The sequence below is a fragment of the Neisseria sp. 20925_1_37 genome (assembly GCF_041433255.1).
GTDB classification, from domain to species: Bacteria; Pseudomonadota; Gammaproteobacteria; order Burkholderiales; family Neisseriaceae; genus Neisseria; species Neisseria flavescens_D.
The window spans coordinates 1-20,018 of the sequence record NZ_JAPWBC010000018.1 but is presented as its reverse complement, the minus strand read 5'-3'; the positions used below and the strand labels follow the sequence as shown (position 1 = coordinate 20,018).

Annotated in this window: 19 protein-coding genes and 1 tRNA gene; 8 read left to right on the top strand and 12 right to left on the bottom strand. The window is 47.1% G+C overall.

Annotated features, from left to right (window positions below; all coding sequences use genetic code 11):
* Window positions 1–181 precede the first annotated feature (181 nt).
* Window positions 182–1,099, top strand: a complete 918-nt coding sequence (thrB, locus tag O3661_RS10170) for a homoserine kinase (RefSeq protein WP_371493346.1) — start codon at window positions 182–184, stop codon at window positions 1,097–1,099.
* A 42-nt stretch (window positions 1,100–1,141) separates the two neighbouring features.
* Here thrB and O3661_RS10165 read toward each other — a convergent pair whose 3' ends face one another.
* The 4 genes from O3661_RS10165 to O3661_RS10150 form a co-directional block, all read right to left on the bottom strand.
* Entirely contained in the window at window positions 1,142–2,668 is a 1,527-nt protein-coding gene (locus O3661_RS10165; protein ID WP_371493345.1) for a DHA2 family efflux MFS transporter permease subunit, read from the bottom strand.
* Window positions 2,669–2,769: 101 nt separating this feature from the next.
* The gene (locus tag O3661_RS10160) at window positions 2,770–3,960 is read right to left on the bottom strand and encodes an efflux RND transporter periplasmic adaptor subunit (RefSeq protein WP_371493343.1); all 1,191 of its coding nucleotides are present in this window, start codon (window positions 3,958–3,960) and stop codon (window positions 2,770–2,772) included.
* Window positions 3,961–4,185: 225 nt separating this feature from the next.
* Window positions 4,186–5,592, bottom strand: coding sequence for an efflux transporter outer membrane subunit (locus O3661_RS10155; RefSeq protein ID WP_371493341.1), 1,407 nt, complete (start codon window positions 5,590–5,592; stop codon window positions 4,186–4,188).
* Window positions 5,593–5,641: 49 nt separating this feature from the next.
* The gene (locus O3661_RS10150) at window positions 5,642–6,136 is read right to left on the bottom strand and encodes a MarR family transcriptional regulator (protein ID WP_004521040.1); all 495 of its coding nucleotides are present in this window, start codon (window positions 6,134–6,136) and stop codon (window positions 5,642–5,644) included.
* 296 nt (window positions 6,137–6,432) lie between these two features.
* Here O3661_RS10150 and O3661_RS10145 point away from each other — a divergent pair, with 296 nt between their 5' ends.
* Entirely contained in the window at window positions 6,433–7,314 is an 882-nt protein-coding gene (locus O3661_RS10145) for a prephenate dehydrogenase (RefSeq protein ID WP_371493339.1), read from the top strand.
* 107 nt (window positions 7,315–7,421) lie between these two features.
* Here O3661_RS10145 and hisD read toward each other — a convergent pair whose 3' ends face one another.
* The 4 genes from hisD to O3661_RS10125 form a co-directional block, all read right to left on the bottom strand.
* Window positions 7,422–8,714 (bottom strand): histidinol dehydrogenase, encoded by a 1,293-nt coding sequence (gene hisD / locus O3661_RS10140; RefSeq protein ID WP_371493338.1) that lies wholly within the window; start codon window positions 8,712–8,714, stop codon window positions 7,422–7,424.
* 71 nt (window positions 8,715–8,785) lie between these two features.
* Complete coding sequence (gene nfsA, locus O3661_RS10135; RefSeq protein ID WP_371493336.1) at window positions 8,786–9,511, bottom strand: oxygen-insensitive NADPH nitroreductase; 726 nt, start codon at window positions 9,509–9,511, stop codon at window positions 8,786–8,788.
* Between the two features lie 48 nt (window positions 9,512–9,559).
* On the bottom strand, window positions 9,560–10,213 hold the full coding sequence (hisG, locus tag O3661_RS10130; protein ID WP_371493335.1) for an ATP phosphoribosyltransferase: 654 nt from the start codon (window positions 10,211–10,213) through the stop codon (window positions 9,560–9,562).
* Between the two features lie 80 nt (window positions 10,214–10,293).
* Window positions 10,294–10,956: an SCO family protein gene (locus tag O3661_RS10125; RefSeq protein WP_371493333.1), complete on the bottom strand. Its 663-nt coding sequence runs from the start codon at window positions 10,954–10,956 to the stop codon at window positions 10,294–10,296.
* Window positions 10,957–11,240: 284 nt separating this feature from the next.
* Between O3661_RS10125 and O3661_RS10120 the strand changes: the two genes are divergently transcribed.
* The 6 genes from O3661_RS10120 (at window position 11,241) to porB (ending at window position 16,914) form a co-directional block, all read left to right on the top strand.
* A tRNA-Leu gene (locus O3661_RS10120) sits at window positions 11,241–11,325 on the top strand.
* Between the two features lie 389 nt (window positions 11,326–11,714).
* Window positions 11,715–13,442, top strand: coding sequence for a biosynthetic-type acetolactate synthase large subunit (gene ilvB, locus O3661_RS10115; protein ID WP_371493332.1), 1,728 nt, complete (start codon window positions 11,715–11,717; stop codon window positions 13,440–13,442).
* Window positions 13,443–13,452: 10 nt separating this feature from the next.
* The gene (ilvN, locus tag O3661_RS10110; protein WP_003748480.1) at window positions 13,453–13,944 is read left to right on the top strand and encodes an acetolactate synthase small subunit; all 492 of its coding nucleotides are present in this window, start codon (window positions 13,453–13,455) and stop codon (window positions 13,942–13,944) included.
* A 66-nt stretch (window positions 13,945–14,010) separates the two neighbouring features.
* Window positions 14,011–14,304 carry a putative quinol monooxygenase gene (locus O3661_RS10105; protein ID WP_371493331.1) on the top strand — a complete coding sequence of 98 codons (294 nt, stop codon included), beginning with the start codon at window positions 14,011–14,013 and terminating at the stop codon, window positions 14,302–14,304.
* A gap of 61 nt (window positions 14,305–14,365) precedes the next feature.
* Window positions 14,366–15,379 (top strand): ketol-acid reductoisomerase, encoded by a 1,014-nt coding sequence (gene ilvC / locus O3661_RS10100; RefSeq protein WP_004521030.1) that lies wholly within the window; start codon window positions 14,366–14,368, stop codon window positions 15,377–15,379.
* A gap of 389 nt (window positions 15,380–15,768) precedes the next feature.
* On the top strand, window positions 15,769–16,914 hold the full coding sequence (porB, locus tag O3661_RS10095) for a trimeric porin PorB (RefSeq protein WP_371493329.1): 1,146 nt from the start codon (window positions 15,769–15,771) through the stop codon (window positions 16,912–16,914).
* A 254-nt stretch (window positions 16,915–17,168) separates the two neighbouring features.
* On the opposite strand, the gene O3661_RS10090 is transcribed toward porB, so the two are convergent.
* The 4 genes from O3661_RS10090 to O3661_RS10075 all read right to left on the bottom strand — a co-directional run bounded on the left by O3661_RS10090 (window position 17,169) and on the right by O3661_RS10075 (window position 20,009).
* Window positions 17,169–18,128, bottom strand: coding sequence for an IS110 family transposase (locus tag O3661_RS10090; RefSeq protein WP_371493327.1), 960 nt, complete (start codon window positions 18,126–18,128; stop codon window positions 17,169–17,171).
* A 302-nt stretch (window positions 18,129–18,430) separates the two neighbouring features.
* Window positions 18,431–19,603 carry a zonular occludens toxin domain-containing protein gene (locus O3661_RS10085; protein ID WP_371493325.1) on the bottom strand — a complete coding sequence of 391 codons (1,173 nt, stop codon included), beginning with the start codon at window positions 19,601–19,603 and terminating at the stop codon, window positions 18,431–18,433.
* A 2-nt stretch (window positions 19,604–19,605) separates the two neighbouring features.
* Window positions 19,606–19,887 carry a DUF2523 family protein gene (locus O3661_RS10080; RefSeq protein ID WP_070461276.1) on the bottom strand — a complete coding sequence of 94 codons (282 nt, stop codon included), beginning with the start codon at window positions 19,885–19,887 and terminating at the stop codon, window positions 19,606–19,608.
* 8 nt (window positions 19,888–19,895) lie between these two features.
* On the bottom strand, window positions 19,896–20,009 hold the full coding sequence (locus tag O3661_RS10075) for a virulence factor TspB C-terminal domain-related protein (protein ID WP_371492224.1): 114 nt from the start codon (window positions 20,007–20,009) through the stop codon (window positions 19,896–19,898).
* Window positions 20,010–20,018 lie beyond the last annotated feature (9 nt).

Below are 20,018 nucleotides of genomic sequence, written 5' to 3'. Positions count from 1 at the left end.
TCTAAAAACACCTCAAATCTCCCCTATTCGCTTCCAAAATCCAATCCGGTTCAATACTAAGGCCGTCTGGAATTTTGGTCTCAGACGGCCTTTTGAATTTGACCTATGCTTTAATTTATATTGTTGACGCTTGTTTTTTGGTATGATGTTTCTTTGAGTTTATTTCAGCTTCGAGTTTGCTATGTCTGTCTATACCAGTGTTTCCGACGCTCAAATGAGCGATTTCTTGCTGCAATATGATTTGGGAGATTTTGTCTCTTTGCAGGGGATTGCTCAAGGAATTACTAATAGTAATTATTTCTTGACTACTTCAACCGGTCGTTATGTATTGACTGTTTTTGAGGTTTTGAAATCAGAAGAACTGCCTTTCTTTCTAGAACTAAACCAGCATTTGAGTCTGAATGGTGTTGCCTGCGCCGCTCCGATTGCTCGTAAAGATGGCGGACTGCATTCTATTTTGGCTGGGAAGCCGGCATGTTTGGTTACTTGTTTGAATGGTTCTGATACTGGCTGGCCAACTGAAGCTCAATGCTTCCATACCGGTGCTATGCTGGCCAAAATGCATTTAGTCGGTCAAGACTTTCCTTTAAAAATGAAAAATCCTCGTTATGATGACTGGTGGCATAATGCCTGCACTCAATTGCTACCTGTTTTAGATTCTGAGGATGCCGCACTACTTCAATCTGAAGTTGCTGCTTTAGATAAAAATCTGGGAGAGCATTTGCCTTCCGGTATTATCCATGCCGATTTATTTAAGGACAACGTATTGCTTAATGGAGACGAAGTTTCCGGCTTTATCGATTTCTATTATGCGTGCAACGGTAATTTCATGTACGACCTGGCAATTGCGGTTAACGATTGGGCACGAACAGCTGATAACAAATTAGACCCTGTCCTTTATGATGCTTTTATCCATGGCTATGAAAGTGTACGTCCATTATCTGATGAAGAACGTGCATATTTCCCTACTGCACAAAGAGCCGGATGTATTCGTTTCTGGGTATCGCGCCTGCTTGATTTCCATTTCCCTCAATCAGGAGAAATGACGTTTATTAAAGATCCAAATGCATTTAGGGATCTGTTATTGAGTCTTAAATAATATATAGATAAAAGGCCGCCTGAAATTCAGACGGCCTTTTATCTAATGTCCTCCCCCACTGGAACCGTTAAATGGCGGCTTTGCCAGCCAAATAATGGGGATCATGCTGATGAATATGATGCTGCCTACCAAGAAGATTTCATTCGAACCAATAATAAAGCCTTGTTGGGAAATGGTACTATTTATCGCAGCCAGGGCTTGCTCCTTGCTCAGACCATTGGCCATCATGCCTTGAATAGATTGGTTGCTGATTGAGGACAATGAATTAATATGTTCGGTCAGTTGAGTATGGTGCAGGGCTTCGCGCCGTTCCCACATGGTGCTGACAACGGACACTCCGACACCGCCCATAAAGACTCGCAAGAAGTTAGACAGGCTACTGGCCGAGGCAATTTGGTTGCCTTTCATATGCGACAGCGTGATACTGGTCAAAGGCAGGAAGAACATGGCTACGCCTAAACCCTGCCAAAACTGCGGCCAAACGACATTGCTCATATCCATGCCGGCATAGAAATCGGTTCGCCAATGAAATGTGTAGGCAAACACCAAGAAGCTGGCACTGACAAACAGGCGCATATCGACTCGATTCCCGAACTTACCGATAATCGGCGACAGAATAATCGGCAGGAAGCCCACCGGTGCAGCAGCCAAACCTGCCCAAGTAGCGGTATAACCAAGATTTGATTGCAACACCAAAGGCAGCAGAGTCAATGTGCCCATATAGACCATAAAGCCCAATGATGTAGCAACAACGCCTATCGTGAAGTTTCTATTTTTAAACAATGACAAATCGACAATCGGGTATTTCTCGCCCAGTTCCCAAACAATAAAATAGGTTAGAAACACCAAAGCGGTAACGCCCAAAACGATAATCTCTCCCGAGGCAAACCAGTCCAATTCCTTACCTCTATCAAGCATCATTTGCAATGCGCCGACACCAACAATCATCAACATCAGCCCGACATAATCGATTGGGGCCCTGACGACTTCAGTTTCCCTGTGTCTAAGCTGCTTCCAAGCAATGGTTGCAGACAAAATCCCGATCGGGATATTGATAAAGAAAATCCATCCCCAATGCCAGTTGTCCGAAATCCAACCGCCTAGAATCGGTCCCAATACAGGAGCAACAACGACGGTCATTGCCCATAATGCCAGTGCCAATGTTCGTTTTTCAGGCGGATAGGAAGCCATCAACAGGCTTTGGGACAAGGGAATCAATGGCCCGGCGATGAAACCTTGCAATACACGGAAAAAAACCAAGGCTTGAAGATTATGTGCCATACCGCACAGCCATGACGTTACAACAAACCCGATCACAGCGGCGATAAAGATTTTGACCTCGCCAAACCGCTTGGCCAAAAAACCTGTCAAGGGAACGGAAATGGCATTGGCTACGGCAAATGAGGTAATCACCCAAGTTCCCTGCGTGGTAGCCGCGCCTAAATCCCCTGCAATAACAGGCACGGCAACGTTGGCGATAGTGCTGTCCAAGACTTCCATAAATACGGCCAAGCTGAGCGCCAAAGTTGCCAACACCAGCTTAAACCCTTGTAACGGCGGATAATTCATATTTATAAACTATAAGACAACCGCCAAAGCGGTCGATTGAAGAGAATCAATATTTCAGACGGCCTGAGCCTTCAATAAAAGACTCAGGCCGTCTGAAAAGATTATTTTGCGTATTGCTCGAAGATTTTATCGACTAAAGCATCGGCGGCTTTCCAATCCACACTTTCCGTTTCCGGCAAGGCAGTATTCCGTTCCGCTTCGGCAGTCATGGCTTTACCGCTGCCCTTCTCGGCAATATCGACTTTAACAGTCATCGACAAACCGACACGGAGTGGATTTTGTTGCAATTCTTTAGCATCCAAACTGATACGCACCGGCACACGTTGTACAACTTTAATCCAGTTGCCCGTTGCGTTTTGTGCCGGCAGTAATGAGAACGCGCTGCCCGTACCTGCCGACAAGCCCATTACCTTACCATGGTAAACCACTTTACTGCCGTACAAATCGGCTGTCATTTCAACAGACTGGCCGATTTTCATTTTGCGCAGTTGTGATTCTTTAAAATTGGCGTCCACCCACAATTCAGACAAAGGCACAACGGCCATCATCGGCGTACCTTGCACGATACGTTGGCCGACTTGGACATTGCGTTTGGCAATTTGACCGCTAATCGGCGAACGGATTTGCGTACGTTGCAGATTCAGCCAAGCGTCTTTAATGTGGCTGATGGCCGTCTGAACTGCCGGTTGTTGGCGCAGAGGAATATTACTGCCCAACGCTGCCTGAGCAGAAACTTCTTCTGCCTCAACCGCTTTCAATGCAGCCTGAGCCTGAACCACAGCGGCACGGGCATGGCTGAGCTCTTCTCCGGAAACTGCTTCCGTACCCGCCAAAGATTCGCGGCGGCGCAAATCGGCTTGCGCACGGGCCAAATCGGCTTTGCGCAACAACACTTGCGCTTTGGCTTTTGAATTGACCGCAGTTTGCTGTTTGTTTTGACGGATGGCCTGAATCAATTCATTTTGCGCACGATCGTATGCCAGCTGAAAATCGCTGTCGTCCAAAGCCACCAAAACATCGCCTTTTTTCACGACATCCGTATCGTCATACATGACTTTGCGCACCGTGCCGTTTACCTGCGGCGTAATCATCACCAAATGACCGGCCACATAAGCATCTTCCGTTTCTTCTTCATGCTGCCAAAACAGGAAATACGCCAAAGCAACTACAGCTGCCGTAATAAGGAATAGGAGTGTAACGATAACTAAATTGCGTTTGCGATGCGTTTTAGCGCCGGAAGCGGCTACTTCCGTTTCATTTTGGACATTATTTTTTTCTGATTGAGTATCCATAAGTCCCAACTTTAATTTTGCACATGTGATAACGATATTATTGTCTTGCTGGGCGCTGACTTATACCATCAGTCCCCAAAATACGCGCGTTTAACGCGCTAAAGGGTCATATTTTATAGTTACACTCTATTCATTACAATAATTTCTTCCGGTAGCAAATGTAAATAAGGTAAGCAAAAGGCCGTCTGAAATTACTTTCAGACGGCCTACGTTTTAATAAAACATTTATTTCTTATTCAATTTAAAGCCTCCGCCCAACTGGGCATTGAGGTTACTCCAAGCTGTCAGATATTCTGCATGGTATTGAACCTCCGACATTTTTGTACGCGCAGCCTCGTCTTGTTTTTGCAAGGCGGTCAAGCCGTTATCCAAGCCTGCACGAACACGTCCTTTCGCATTTTGTACAGATTTATCCGCGATATTGACCATCTTATTCCAAGTATCTTGTCGACTTTTCAGGCTTTGATAGTCGACTACGGCATCTGCTGCCGAACGCATGGCATTCAAAACAGTTTGGTCATACACGGCAACCTGCTCATTATACTGGGCACGTTTGCCCGCCAATTTAGACTGTAGCGCACCGGAAGTAAACAATGGCAGATTCAAAGCCGGAACGATGCCCAACATACCGGAAGTCCGTCCGCGAATCAGATTGAACGCATCAATGTGCGTCATACCTGCCAAAACTTTCAACTCGATATTTGGGTAAAACTCTGCCTCGGTCGATTTGACGATATGCCATTTCTCTTCAAGTAAGGCTTTTTGTGCCGCGATATCGGGACGAGCCGCCAACAAGTCCGCTTCAATACGGCTAACCGGCAATGACGGCACAGCCGCCATTTTTTCCGGAACCTGTCCATTTAATGCACCCGGCACTCGGCCGGTCAATACAGCCAGGCTGTTGCGGATTTTCTCATTTTTCTGAGTCCATGCCGATTTTTCAAGCTGCAATTGTTGTTGCGCCATTTCCAGAGCGTGCAAGGCATCGGCAGGAGCCAGCTGCGCTTTAACGCGTTGTTGCATCAGTTTCAACGCTTTATCCGCCAGCTCTATGCGCGTATCTAGCAGCGCCAGTTGTTCTGTCGCCATCTGCCACGCAAAATATTGGGCAGCAACGGCATGAGCCAACTCGGTGCGGATGTGCTGCGCTTCATATACCGCTGCCCGGCTTTTTCCCAAAACGGCTTGAATCTGCTCTCGGTTTTTACCCCAAAAGTCGAAAACCAAGCTGCCTTGCAAGGCTGCGTTCGCCAAAACCAATGTATGGTCGGTATCGACCATACCGGCTTGAGGTTTGGGTGAAACATAAGCACCCAGACCTGTAACGCCCAAGCCGACTTGCGGTTTGTTTGCGGCTCCTACAACGCCCAGCTGCGCCTGAGCCTGCTCAAACCTTGCCTTGACGACACGCAGATTGGTAGACGTCTGAATGGCAGAAGCAATCAAATTGTTTAATTTTTTATCTTTCAGCTTCATCCACCAGCCGTCTTGGGCAGTAGCGGCAGATTGGCCTTGCGGCAGCGGATAGGCTGTTGTCTCATCCAAAGGCGACTGTTTGCCGAACGGCGCACATGCCGCCAACAGCGAAACAGCGGCAACGCATACGCTTGATTTGACCAAACCTAATTTCATACAGACTCCGTTTATGTGTGCCTGCCGCAGACCATCAGGCCGTCTGTTGTCAATTGCCCAAACGGTTCAACAGTTTACCCAACAGGTGTTGCAGCGTATCATAATCCTCTTTCGTGAAATCTTCCCACGCCTGACCGCTCTGACGGGCAATTTGCGGCCATACTTCGTGGATGAAGGTCTCACCCGAAGGGGTCAATTTTAGCACAATCTGACGACGGTCTTTCTGATTGATATAACGCTCTACCCAGCCGCGCTCAACCATGTCGTCCGACAGGCGTGTTGCACTGGTACGCGTCAAGTCCATCAAGTCGCTCAAGCGCGAAGGCAGGATTTCGCTGTTTGGGCTGACGTAAACCGCCATCAGGGAAAACCACAGGTTTTCATTGATGCCGAACGCTTTCAGGTTTTCGTTCAAATGGCTGCTCAAACGTTCGGTTACAATGCGCAACATGCGGGATACTTGGTTTTGCTGCTCCGGAAACTGCGGCAGACGGGTAGAAAGCAAACGCATTGCGTTGACTAATTCGGTTTGTGAAAAACTCATAAATTCCTTCTTTCTGAGTGAATTATTTTATTCGATATCAATTAAAATAAAATATGATGTAATAATTTACTTTAAGATACCAATTACTTACTTTAAGACGTTATACTAATTCAGATGATTATTTTAGTGTATGAAAATCTGATAATCGGTTACATGCTCCTACTAAACGGAGTTTTCTATGCCTAAATCATGAAAATTCGACCATAAAAAAGGCCGTCTGAAAGCTTGATGACAACTTTCAGACGGCCTCCATAACGGATTAAAATAAGTTTTTCCACTTGTACCGGATTCAAACCATGAACACTTCCGCCTTTTTTCCCCATATCACCCTTATCGGCGTCGGTTTAATCGGCGGTTCGTTCATGCTCGACCTCAAACGCTTGGGACTGGTGCAAACCGTTACCGGCATCGACACCAATGCCGACAACCTCAATTACGCACTCGAATGCGGCATCATCGACCATGCCTATCCGGATATTTGCGCCGAAAGCATCGGCAATGCCGATTTGGTTTTAATTGCCACGCCTGTCTCCGTCCTGCCTGACGTATGCCGCGACATCAAGCCCTTCTTAAAAGACACCGCCTGCGTTTCCGATGTCGGCAGCACCAAACAATCGGCACTCGATGCCTTCCGCACCCACTTGTCCGAGCGCCTGCCGCAATGTTTTGCCGCCCACCCGATTGCCGGCTCGGATCAAAGCGGGGCAAAATCCGCGCGTTGCGGCTTGTTTCAAAACAGCCGCCTTATCATTACGCTACACGGCCAAGAAGCTTCAGACGGCCTGAGACGGCTGAAAAGCCTGTGGCAGGCGGTTGGTTCGCAAATTTCGACCATGAGCGCCGAAGAACACGACAACATTTTTGCCGCCGTTTCCCACTTGCCGCACTTAGCCGCCTTTGCCTATGTCCACGCTTTGGTTGACCATCCGCACGGCAAAGACTACCTCCCCTATGCCGCCACCGGCTTTCGCGACTTTACCCGCATCGCTTCCAGCCATCCTGCCGTTTGGACAGACATCTGCATGGCCAACCGCCCTGCCCTGCTCAAACTGACCAGCGATTTGAAAGAGCAATTATCCAAATTGGAACAGCTCCTTTCAGACGGCAATAAAACCGAGCTTTACCGCTATTTTGAAGAAGCCGCACAAATGCGTAATGACTGGCTGAAAAACCGTTAAATCTGTTTTCAGACGGCCTGATACCTTCTCAGCTAAAATCTTCATCACAATAAAAAGGGCATCTGTTTAGATGCCCTTTTAGATTTCTTACGACTTCAACGTTTCACTCAGTCTTTCAAACGGAACTCAGCCGCTCTGGCGTGCGCGGTCAAGCTTTCGCCATGCGCCAACACGCTGGCGGTTTTGCCCAACTTCTGCGCGCCTTGTTCTGAAACCTGAATCAGACTGGAGCGTTTTTGGAAATCATATGTTCCCAAAGGAGAAGAGAAACGCGCCGTGCGGCTGGTCGGTAAAACGTGGTTGGGGCCTGCGCAATAGTCACCAAGGCTTTCACTGGTATAGCGTCCCATGAAAATCGCACCGGCGTGGCGGATTTTTTTCGACCACTCTTGCGGATTCTCAACCGACAGCTCCAAGTGTTCGGGAGAAATATAGTTGGCGATTTCGCAGGCTTCGTCCAAATCTTTAGCCAAAATCATTGCACCGCGGTTGCCCAATGAAGCTTCAATAATCGCACGGCGCGGCATGGTTTCAATCAAGCGGTTCATGGCCGTCTGAACTTCGTCCAAATACGCTTGAGAAGTACCGATCAAAATCGCTTGTGCAATTTCATCGTGTTCCGCCTGACTGAACAAATCCATGGCCACCCAATCGGCAGGCGTCGTACCATCGGCAATCACCAAAATTTCAGACGGCCCTGCCACCATATCGATACCGACCACGCCGAACACGCGTCGTTTGGCCGCAGCGACAAAAGCATTACCCGGGCCGGTAATCTTATCGACTTGAGGCACAGATTCCGTACCATAAGCCAAAGCCGCAACCGCCTGAGCGCCGCCGACCGTAAACACTTTGGTTACACCGGCCACAAAAGCAGCCGCCAACACAATATCGTTGCGCTCGCCTTTCGGAGTGGGAACGACCATGATGATTTCTTTCACGCCGGCAACGTGGGCAGGCATGGCATTCATAATGACGGAACTCGGATAAGCGGCTTTACCGCCCGGAACATAAATACCGACACGGTCAAGCGGCGTAATCTGTTGGCCCAAAAGCGTGCCGTCTTCGTCTTCGTAAGTCCACGACTCCATTTTTTGGTGTTTATGGTAGCTTTCCACCCGTCTCGCGGCCGTTTTCAAGGCCGTCTGAATGTTTTCGGGCAAACGCTCAAACGCAGACTGCAAATCGTCTTGCGTCAGGATTAAATCGTCGATGGTTTGAGCGGATGTGCCGTCAAAGCGGTTGGTGTATTCAATCAGCGCCGCATCGCCGCGTTTTTGAACATCGGCGCAGATGTCGGCAACAATACGGTCGATTTCAGGGTTTTGTGCAGTTTCAAAAGCGAGTAACGCTTTGAGTTCGGCTTGAAAATCAGGGGATTGGGTGTCGAGTTTCTTCATGGTTTGCTCTCTTCCTTGTTTCGTTCCTATTGTTTTCAGACGGCCTCAGCCACACATAGGCCGTCTGAACATTATTTTTTCAAAAAACCTTTTTTCTGCAAAAACGCCAACATATGCGGCCGCACAGGATTACCCAAGGTTTTGGCCAGCGATTCCTTCCAAGGTATCGGACTGCCCTTGCGTAACTCATAATAATCCGCTACTGCCTGATTATAGGCTTCAACCGCATCGGCATTCAGGCTCGGACAGGCGTTTTCGGCATACACCATTTCCTTAGGCAGACGCGGCTTGAGCGGCGGGTCTTGGTCGGGATAACCGAGGCACAACCCTACCAAAGGCACGCAATAATCCGGCAGGTTCAACACATCCGATACTTTTTGTGCATTATTGCGTAACGCGCCGATATACACGCCGCCCAGCCCAAGTGATTCGGCGGCAAGCAATACGTTTTGCGCCATAATGCCTGCATCGACCGCGCCAATCAGGGTTACCTCTGTCCAATCAATTTGCGCATCGGGAAACATCACCTTGTGTTTAGAGAAATCGATGCAAAACAGTAAAAATTCCGCACAATGGACAATATAAGGTGCGCTTCCTGCCGCTTCATGTATCCCCTGCCTCAGCGCAAGGTCGGATACGCGGATGATAGAAACGCATTGCAGGTTGTTGGAAGTCGAAGCCTGCTGCCCGGCGCGAACTAGCGTATTGAGGATTTCATCGGCAATCGGTTCGGAAGTAAACCTGCGGATGGATCGATGGGAAAGAATCGTATCGAGTGTCGGTTTGCTTTGCATCATGACGGGGCTTTCAAACTGGGTTGGCAGACAGGTTTTGCCAAAAACTTTTCAGACGGCCTTAGCGGCATTTTCAAATGCCTGAATAATCGGATTCAACAACGCATATTTGGTTTTCAACGCCGCTTTGTTGACCACCAAGCGGCTGGAAATATCAGCCACATGTTCCACAGCTTCCAAGCCATTGGCCTTTAACGTATTGCCGCTGGATACCAAATCAACAATCGCGTCGCTCAGACCGACCAAAGGCGCAAGCTCCATCGAGCCGTACAGTTTGATGATGTCCACATGCACACCCTTGTCGGCAAAGTGTTCGGCGGCAATGTCGGGATATTTGGTGGCAATCCGCAAGCGGCTGCCGGGTTTGGACGCAGCGGCGTAATCGAAACCTTTTTTAACCGCAACCATCATGCGGCATGAGGCGATGTGTAAATCTAAAGGTTGATACAGGCCATCTCCGCCATGCTCGATTAGCACATCCTTACCGGCAATACCAAAATCCGCCGCACCATATTGCACATAAGTCGGCACGTCGGTTGCACGTACAATTACCAAACGGATATTGTCATAATTCGTACCAATAATCAGCTTACGCGATTTTTCCGGCTCTTCCGCAGGCACAATACCGGCGGCGGCCAACAGCGGCAGGGTTTCCTCAAAAATCCGTCCTTTGGATAAAGCAATCGTTAAAAGTGTGTCGGTCATTTTTCTTTTCCTTTGCCGTATCAAAAGCAAGAAGGCCGTCTGAAATCCACAACCCATTTCAGACGGCCTAAACTACGGTTTTACAATAAAGTTTTCACATCAGCCGCAATCGTTTCCGGCTCGCTGCCATAAGGAGAGAAAATCGCTACTTCGCCGTTTTTATCAATCAAATATGCACCTGAAGAGTGGTCGACCAAATAGTTTTCGCTGTCTTCTTTCTGGTTTACTTTAGCCGATACCACACGGTATTGCTGTTTGATGACAGGCAGGCTTTGATCGCCGGTAGCCGTTAGGCCGATAAAATCAGGGTTGAACTGTTTGGCGTATTTGCCGATTACTTCAGGCGTATCGCGCTCAGGGTCGATGCTGACAAATACTACTTTCACGTCTTTAGCCTGATCGCCTAATTGTTTCAAAGTGTCGCTGTAAGTCAGCAACTCGGTTGGGCATACGTCAGGACAGTGGGTATAACCGAAAGACAGGATGACCACTTTACCTTTCAAATCGCTCAGGCTGAAAGGTTTGCCGTCGCCATCGGTCAATGTGAAGTCGCCGCCAATATCTTCTTTGCGCATATCGGTACCACGCGCTTGCGCTTTGGCAGTAGATTCACCGGAAGCAGTCGGTGCGGCAGAAGCGGCAGGTGTCGAAGAAGCCTCCTTGGCCTCTTCTTTAGGCTGGCAAGCAGACAGAGCAGCCAACGCAAAAGCACTGAGTAAGAAAGTTCGTGTGACGGAAAGCATAAATTTTCTCCAAAACCGTTTCAAATAAGTGAGGCCAAACAACCGCCCGGCCGATATAAAAACAAAACATCTTCATATTAACGCGTTTGATACATTAAATGTAGCCCTTTTTGCAGATAAATACTGCTTTTTTTGTTTTAAAAATCTGACTTCCATTTAGATAGCCATCAAACGTAAAAAGTTTAATTCATTAAAAATCAAACAAATATAAAAATAATCCGATTTTTTTTCAATTACTGCTTTACAAGATTCGAGAACTCGCTATAATGACGACTTCTTCGCTAGCCCAGGTGGCGAAATTGGTAGACGCAGGGGACTCAAAATCCCCCGCCGCAAGGTGTGTCGGTTCGAGTCCGACCCTGGGCACCAAATTTAAAAAACCTCTTGATTCAGTCAAGAGGTTTTTTGCTATTCTTCATTTGTAAAAACCTTCTCCTTACTCAAACTGTCAACAATCCATTCACACCAAGATCAATAAAACTGTTTTTTTATTTCTTTAAAATCAACCTTCAATCTATTTTCCCGTTTCAAATGTTAAAAGATGAAAGATTTTATCTTGATTGAACAGTCGGTTTGCGTTATCGTTTCTACTCTTTTTCACAAACTCTGTGTTCCTTTCCAATTGTTTGGACAGTCTGACTGTCGCCGTATTCCCTCAATGCGCGTACCCTAAATCGCTGCTTGGCGGAATTGCATTACAGGTGCTGTGGTGAGGCGGATTGTTCCTATTGGTTAGAAACCACATAAAAGAGGTCAATATGCAATTATCAGGCGCACAAATCGTCGTGCAAAGTCTCAAAGCCGAAGGTGTTGAATACGTATTCGGCTATCCCGGTGGTGCGGTTATCGAAATCTACGATGCCATTTTCCAACTCAATAAATTCAAGCACATCCTGGTTCGCCACGAGCAGGCCGCCGTACATGCGGCAGATGCCTATGCCCGTGTCAGCGGCAAAGTCGGCGTTGCCTTGGTGACTTCCGGCCCGGGCGTAACCAATGCCCTGACCGGTATCGCCACTGCTTACAGTGACTCTATTCCGTTGGTAGTCATCAGCGGCCAGGTGGGCAACTCCCTTATCGGGACAGACGCATTCCAAGAAGTGGACACAGTCGGCATTACCCGCCCTTGTGTCAAACACAACTTCCTGGTTACCAATATTGGCGAGCTGGCTGATACGATTAAAAAAGCCTTCCAAATTGCCGCCAGCGGCCGTCCGGGCCCCGTTGTCGTCGATATTCCTAAAGATGTTACTCAAGCGATGGCCAAATTCAGCTATCCGCAAGAAGACATCTTCATCCGCTCCTACCAACCGGTTGTACAAGGTCACATCGGCCAAATTAAAAAAGCCGTACAAATGCTGGCTTCTGCCAAACGCCCCATCGTTTACTTCGGCGGCGGCGTGGTATTGGGCAATGCCTCCGAGGAAATGACCCAATTTATCCGCATGACCGGCGTACCCTGTACCGGCACATTAATGGGTTTGGGTGCCTATCCTTCCAGCGACCGCCAATTCTTGGGCATGTTGGGCATGCATGGCACTTACGAGGCCAATTTAGCGATGCAAAATGCAGACGTCGTTTTGGCAATCGGCGCGCGCTTTGACGACCGCGTTGTTTCCGTACCGTCAAAATTCTTGGACAAACCCAAAAAAATCATCCATATCGACATTGACCCGTCCAGCATTGCCAAACGCGTTAAAGTGGACATTCCAATTGTCGGCGATGTCAAAAACGTATTAACCGAAATAATTCATCTGTGGGGCAAACAAGAAACTGCGCCTTCGGCCGACTCATTGGACAAATGGTGGAAAACCATCGAAGAATGGCGTTCGCACAACTGCCTGTGGTTTGAAAACGACAGCGAAATCATTAAACCGCAATACGTTGTTCAAAAACTGGCAGAAATTACCAAAAACTCAGCCATTATTACTTCCGACGTTGGCCAACACCAAATGTTTGCCGCACAATATTACCCATTCGAGCGTCCCCGCCAATGGCTCAATTCCGGCGGTCTGGGTACGATGGGTGTAGGCCTGCCTTACGCCCTCGGTGCCAAACTGGCGGCTCCGGAACAAGACGTCTTCTGTATCACAGGCGAAGGCTCTATTCAAATGAATATCCAAGAGCTGTCCACCTGCTTCCAATATAATGTCCCCATCAATGTCGTTACATTGAACAATGGCTATTTGGGTATGGTTCGCCAATGGCAGGAGCTGTATTATGGCAACCGCGAATCAGAAACCTATTTCGATTCATTGCCCGACTTTGTCAAACTGGCCGAATCCTACGGCCATATCGGCATCCGTGTGGACAAAAAATCCGACGTCGAAGGCGCCTTGTTGGAAGCATTAAACCAAAAAGACCGTTTGGTATTCCTCGACTTTTTGACAGACAAGAAACAAAACGTACTGCCTATGGTCGGCAACGGCAAAGGTTTGGATGAAATGGTTCTGCCGCCGCACATGCGCGATATTGCAAAAGCGTAAGGAGAAAGAAATGCGACATATCTTATCTATTCTGATGGAAAACGAATCAGGTGCGATGAGCCGTGTGGTAGGTTTATTCTCCGCACGCGATTACAACATCGATTCCCTGGCCGTAGCCCCAACCGAAGACAAAACCTTGTCCCGTATGACCATTGTCACCCACGGCGACGAGCACGTTATCGAACAAATCACCAAACAACTCAACAAACTGATTGAAGTTGTCAAAGTGGTTGACTTGAACGAAAGCCGTTTTGTCGAACGCGAACTGATGTTGGTAAAAGTCCGCGCCGTCGGCAAAGACCGCGACGAATTCCTGCGATTGACCGAAATCTACCGCGGCAGTGTTATTGATGTAACAGACCGCAGCTATACCATCGAAATCACAGGCTCTACCGAAAAACTTGACTCTTTCCTTGAAACAGTCGGTCGTGCTCAAATTTTGGAAACCGTACGCACAGGCGCAGCCGGCATCGGCCGCGGCGAGCGTATTTTGAAAATTTAACGCTGTATCGTTCAGACGGCCTTTTACTTTCAACAAAGGCCGTCTGAAAAACAGTAGGAGACAAACGTGTCAAGCATCCAAATCGTTGCATTAGTTACCGTCAAACCCGAATACACCGAGGCTCTGGCTGCCCAGTTTAAAGAATTGGTCAAAGCCAGCCGTGCAGAAGAAGGCAACATCAGCTACGACCTGCACCAAGAAATCGGCAAACCCAACCGTTTCGTATTCGTAGAAAGCTGGAAATCCCAAGCAGCTATTGACGAACACAATGCCAGCGAACATTTCCAAAACTTCATCAAATCCATCGAAGGAAAAACCGAAGCATTGGAAATTGTCTTGATGAACCAAGTCCCTGCCTAACCCCCTATTACTTTTAACTCAACCCGGATTATCCGGAACCCTCTTACACTAAGGAAATAAAATGCAAGTTTATTACGATAAAGACGCTGACCTTTCTCTAATCAAAGGCAAAACCGTTGCCATCATCGGTTACGGTTCACAAGGTCACGCACACGCAGCAAACCTGAAAGATTCCGGCGTAAATGTCGTAATCGGTCTGCGCCAAGGCGGCTCTTGGAAAAAAGCCGAAGCAGCCGGCCACGACGTACGCACCGTTGCCGAAGCAACCAAAGCAGCCGACGTTGTGATGATTCTGTTGCCTGACGAAAACCAACCTATCGTATACAAAAACGAAATCGAGCCTAACCTGAAAGAAGGCGCAGTATTGGCATTTGCCCACGGCTTCAACGTACACTACAACCAAATCGTACCCCGTGCCGACCTCGACGTTATCATGGTTGCCCCTAAAGGCCCAGGCCACACCGTACGCAGCGAATTCCTGAAAGGCGGCGGCGTGCCTTCCCTGATCGCCGTTTACCAAGATAAAAGCGGCAAAGCACGCGACATCGCCCTGTCTTACGCAGCAGCCAACGGCGGTACCAAAGGCGGTGTGATTGAAACCAACTTCCGCGAAGAAACCGAAACCGACCTCTTCGGTGAACAAGCCGTATTGTGCGGCGGCGTGGTCGAATTGATCAAAACCGGCTTCGAAACCCTGACCGAAGCAGGCTATGCTCCAGAAATGGCCTACTTCGAATGCCTGCACGAAATGAAGCTCATTGTTGACCTGATTTACGAAGGCGGCATCGCCAACATGAACTACTCCATTTCCAACAATGCAGAGTACGGCGAATACGTAACCGGCGTCGAAGTCATCAACGACAAATCCCGCGAAGCCATGCGCAATGCCCTCAAACGCATCCAAACCGGCGAATACGCTAAAATGTTCATCCAAGAAGGTGCCGTCAACTATGCCAGCATGACAGCCCGTCGCCGTCTGACCGCTGATCACCAAATTGAAAAAGTCGGCGCTCAACTGCGTTCCATGATGCCTTGGATTGCCAAAAACAAACTGGTTGACCAAGACAAAAACTAATCTGTCTTCCAATCAAATAAAACCTGCCCGAGCAATCAGGCAGGTTTTTTATATATTTGCAAACCCAATACACTATAAATTCCAATTATCAAGGCCGTCTGAAAACACGATAAACAATATTCATAACCCAATTTTATATACTCCATATTTTATAGCCATCCCAAAATTCCCTTTTAGAAAAACACATTACAAAATAAAAGACCGCCTTATGCTTCTACCCTGTCTGTAAAAAACAACGTTTCCCTGCAAAAATCACTCAAAACAAGAGGAAAATTTGTTTTCCTAGGCCATAACCTTTATATTATGGTCATGGAATCGTTGAAAGAGAACGATATCGTAATAAGAAGAACGAATGCTCGCTTCTTCACACTTAAAAAAGGAAAACAGCAATGAAAAAATCTCTGATTGCCTTGACTCTGGCGGCTCTGCCTGTTGCAGCTATGGCTGACGTAACTCTGTACGGTCAAATTAAAGCAGGTGTTGAAGTATCCAAAGTAAAATTGGGTGAAAAAACCGCTACTGCACTGGGTAAAGAGAAAAGCTCTAAAACTGCTACTGAAATCGCTGACTTTGGTTCACGCATCGGCTTCAAAGGCCACGAACACTTGGGTAACAACCTGAATGCTATCTGGCAAGTTGAACAAAACACTTCTATCGCCGGTGGCAATAAAGAGTGGGCTAATCGCGAATCTTTTATCGGTTTGGAAGGTGGCTTCGGTAAAGTACGTGCCGGTAACTTGGACTCTACTGTTAAAAATACCAGCGACAATGTCGACCAATGGGAAAGCAGCAACGGTGCTTTGAACCTGTCTGTATTCACTCGTGTTGACGACAGTAAACGTGCAGTATCTGTACGCTACGACAGCCCTGTATTCTCAGGCTTCAGCGCAAGCGTACAATATACTCCACGCGACAACGCCAACCCTGCTGACAAATATGACCACAACAAACCTTCTCGTGACACTTACTACGCTGGCCTGAACTACGAAAACTCTGGTTTCTTCGGTCAATACGCTGGTGGTTTCCGTAAAAACTCTGCAGATACTAAAAACGGTTATAAAGACGGTCACGTACAACGTTTGGTAGCTGGTTACGATGCTAACAACCTGTTTGTATCTGTAGCCGGTCAATACGCTAAAAACTGGGAAACTTTGGGTGATTACGCTCAAGCCCAATCTAACGGTGTTGTAACTGATGATATGCGCACTGCTGGTACTAACGCTTCTAACGTAGTATTTGGTACTGCTGCTGGTTTGGATGGCAAAGGTGTTGAAACTATTGAAGTTGCCGCTACTGCCGCTTACCGCGCCGGTAACGTAACTCCTCGCGTTTCTTACGCTCACGGCTTCAAAGCTAAAGTTGATGGCGAAAAACTGAAAGGCACTCAATACGACCAAGTTATCGTTGGTGCTGACTACGACTTCTCTAAACGCACTACTGCTCTGGTTTCTGCCGGCTGGTTGCGTGGTGCGGAGTCTGGCCCTCACAAAGTTGAAACCATCTCTGGTTTGGTTGGCCTGCGTCACAAATTCTAATCTTCGGATTAGTATGAAAAAGAGCCTGTTTTATGCAGGCTCTTTTTTTATTCCTATTACCTACCCTCAACGAAAATTAATTTAAGCGTTGATATATAAAAAGATGATATATTGCCCGTCAACAAGTTAAATGGAATATATTTGTAACTTTATATTTTATATGGTTATTTTGTTTTACGCTTTTTGACGGTATGACAATACACGGTTACATTTCCTGTAACCGTTTTTCTTTTTGTTTAGTTTGTTTTTACAGTTTACGCCTGCGCCGCTTTGTGTCGCGTGCTGTCATATGGCTTGCCCGTTTTGACAATGTAATAGGCCAACTTCGCCAGTTTGCGCATGATGGCGACGATGATGACCATTTTGGGCTTGCCTGCATTCGTCATGTTGAGAACGAGCTGAGGGAATGCACCCGTCCGATAGGCAACCAGTGCGGGCATATACAGGGAGCGTTTAACCCGGCGATGTCCGTAGCGGCTCAATCTGCCTTTCTTATGGACGCTCGTCCCAGACTGTTCGGTCTGAGGACTTAGTCCTGCGTATGATACGAATTGGTTTGCGGTTTGGAAGGTTTTGTCTGTCAGTTGGGCATACAATATGGCGGCGGTGTCTTTGCCTATACCTGCTATGGTTTGCAGGTTTCGATAGTGGCCGTCAGTTTCTGCTTGTCCGATTTGTGCGTCTATGGCGGTTTGGGTTTGGTCGATTTTATCCTGATAGGCTTGGATAAGTTCTTGATGAATCGCCTGTATCATTTCGTCATCTGAACTGTGTAGGCGGTTTTTAATTTGCTTCTGATGGTCTTTAAGTTGCTGTTTCAGGTTGATGAGTTTTTGCAGGTAGCGGTTTTTGGGTTTACTGTACGGTATGATTTTGTCCGCATGCCGTTTGGTGTATTCAGCAATCAAGTTTGAATCGGCTTTGTCGGTCTTCGTGCGATTAAACTGGCTTTTGCCATAGTCTTTGATTTTCAGGGGATTGATGACGTAAACGGTGTAGGTTTCGGACAGATTTTCGGCAGCGGCTTCGTAGTATATGCCCGTTGCTTCCATTCCGATGACGCATTTTCTGACCTTGTTTGCCTTTATCCAGTCTTTTAGGCTTTGGAAGCCTTCGCGATTGTTTCCAACCTTTGTGTAATATGTGCTTCCGTCGGTCTTATGCAGTGTTGCGTCTATCGTTTTTTGCGATATGTCCAATCCGATTGTATTCATGATGGGATTTTCCTTATTTATTCAGCCTGTCGCGGCTATGATGATATTCAATTTCAAGGATGGTAGAAGACGGTCAGCATTTCTTTTTATCGGCTTTTTCTGCCTAGGTCGTTCATCTGCCTAACCGCCCCGGTCTTTGCTTTGCGCTTAAACAAAAACCTGTAAACCGTCTTAAGTAAAACGATTTACAGGTTTCAATTTAATTTACCCAATTTCAAAAAAGCGGGAGTTCCCGCACCCCGTTGATATTTATTTAACCGTTGATTCCGCTTAGGCTACATCAACAATTAAATAAATATCTCTTAACTGCCGACCTTTGCACCGTTTTGTGATCCTGTTGTTTCGCCTGCTTCAACATAGCCGTCATACATCAAATTTTGAGGGCTTTTACCGCCCATCGTAAGGACTTGCCCTTTTTCAGGCTCATAGGCTGTCTGCGGTGCGGTCTGTTGCTGTTGTGCTGCCTGTTGTTCGTCCTTGTATGGGTTGAACGGCAATCCATTTCTTGCGTAGTCTTTGCACATTGCTTTTGTGATCTCTTTAAGCGGTGTACCTTGAGATGAATAACAGGTACATCCGCTTTTGCCGCCATCGACGCAGCCGACAGGGTACTCAAATGTTTTGACTTGACGGACGCCATTATAGATGGGTTTACTTTCGGGCTTTTCGGCAAGAACAGGGACAAAATCTTCAGGTTTGAGGTTTTGCCCCTGAATTCCACTTTGCGGCATCATTTCCTTTTGGTTTTCAGGATCAAGCGGATTTTTAAAACCTGTAGTTTCCTTTGGTTCTTCGACCTGTGTTGTCATTCCTGCTTTATCTTTATAACCCTGATACATCTTATAGCCCATAAATCCGACCAAACCTAAGATACACGGCAGGATAAACAACATTGCGATGATAACGTAATACCACCTTGATTTGACGTGAGAATGCGCAGTATGCACTTCGGCGGATTTGTAGTATTCAAAAACCTCTTGTCTAATTTTATGCGAACTGGACAAGGCGTTTCTTGCCTGTTGTGTAGAATTTAAGGCTACTTCGTTCCATTCGAGCCTAGTCAAACCGCCCATTTTGTTTGCAGCTATATGTATATGCTTATTAACTACTTCGCGCAAATTCACGTCAAGCAACTTAGGCGATTGTGTGATTAGTATCATGTCGATACCGTAATGGCCGTGAATGTTCAAAAAGGCGACGTTTTCGGGCATTTTTGAGCCGCTTGAACGTGTCGGAAACAGATATTGCACTTCGTCATAGATGACGACAGAGCCTATATTCTCTTTCCATTTCAGCCATTCATGCATGTCTTCCCAGCTATGCCCTTCCGGCGGTTTATGATGGTCTATCAAAAGGCCGTTGATATTGGAAAAGATTTTTCTGCCTTTATAGAAGTCATCAAACATAAGCAGTTCAACAGCAAAGGCGGTTTTGCCGATTCTTGGTTTACCTGTAATCAGAGTAATAGCGGCCATCTTTAACCTTTCTTGCCGAAGCTTAATTTAGACAGAGTTTTAAAAGTAACGACAAAGGCGAGCATGCCAAACATGATGTTCAGAACAACGCCACCGCCTGCGATATAAAATATTTGGATCGCTCCGGCGGGAACCGCCCCCATGCTGCTTATAAACTGATTTTTAAGATTGCTCATAAGGGCGTCAAAACCGACATAGGTAATGATAGAAACCCCTAAGGCAGTCAGAATGTATTTGACAACATGGTTTATCAAATATGGAGCAAGAGCAGCTAAAAATTTCATAAATCCCCCTATGCGTTATTTCTGACGACTCTAGCCACGAAAAACGAAGCTACCAACCAAGCCATGGCGATAATAAAAGGGCGCATCATGGCAGCTAAATTACAAGCCGGCTCAAGACTGATTTTATATTC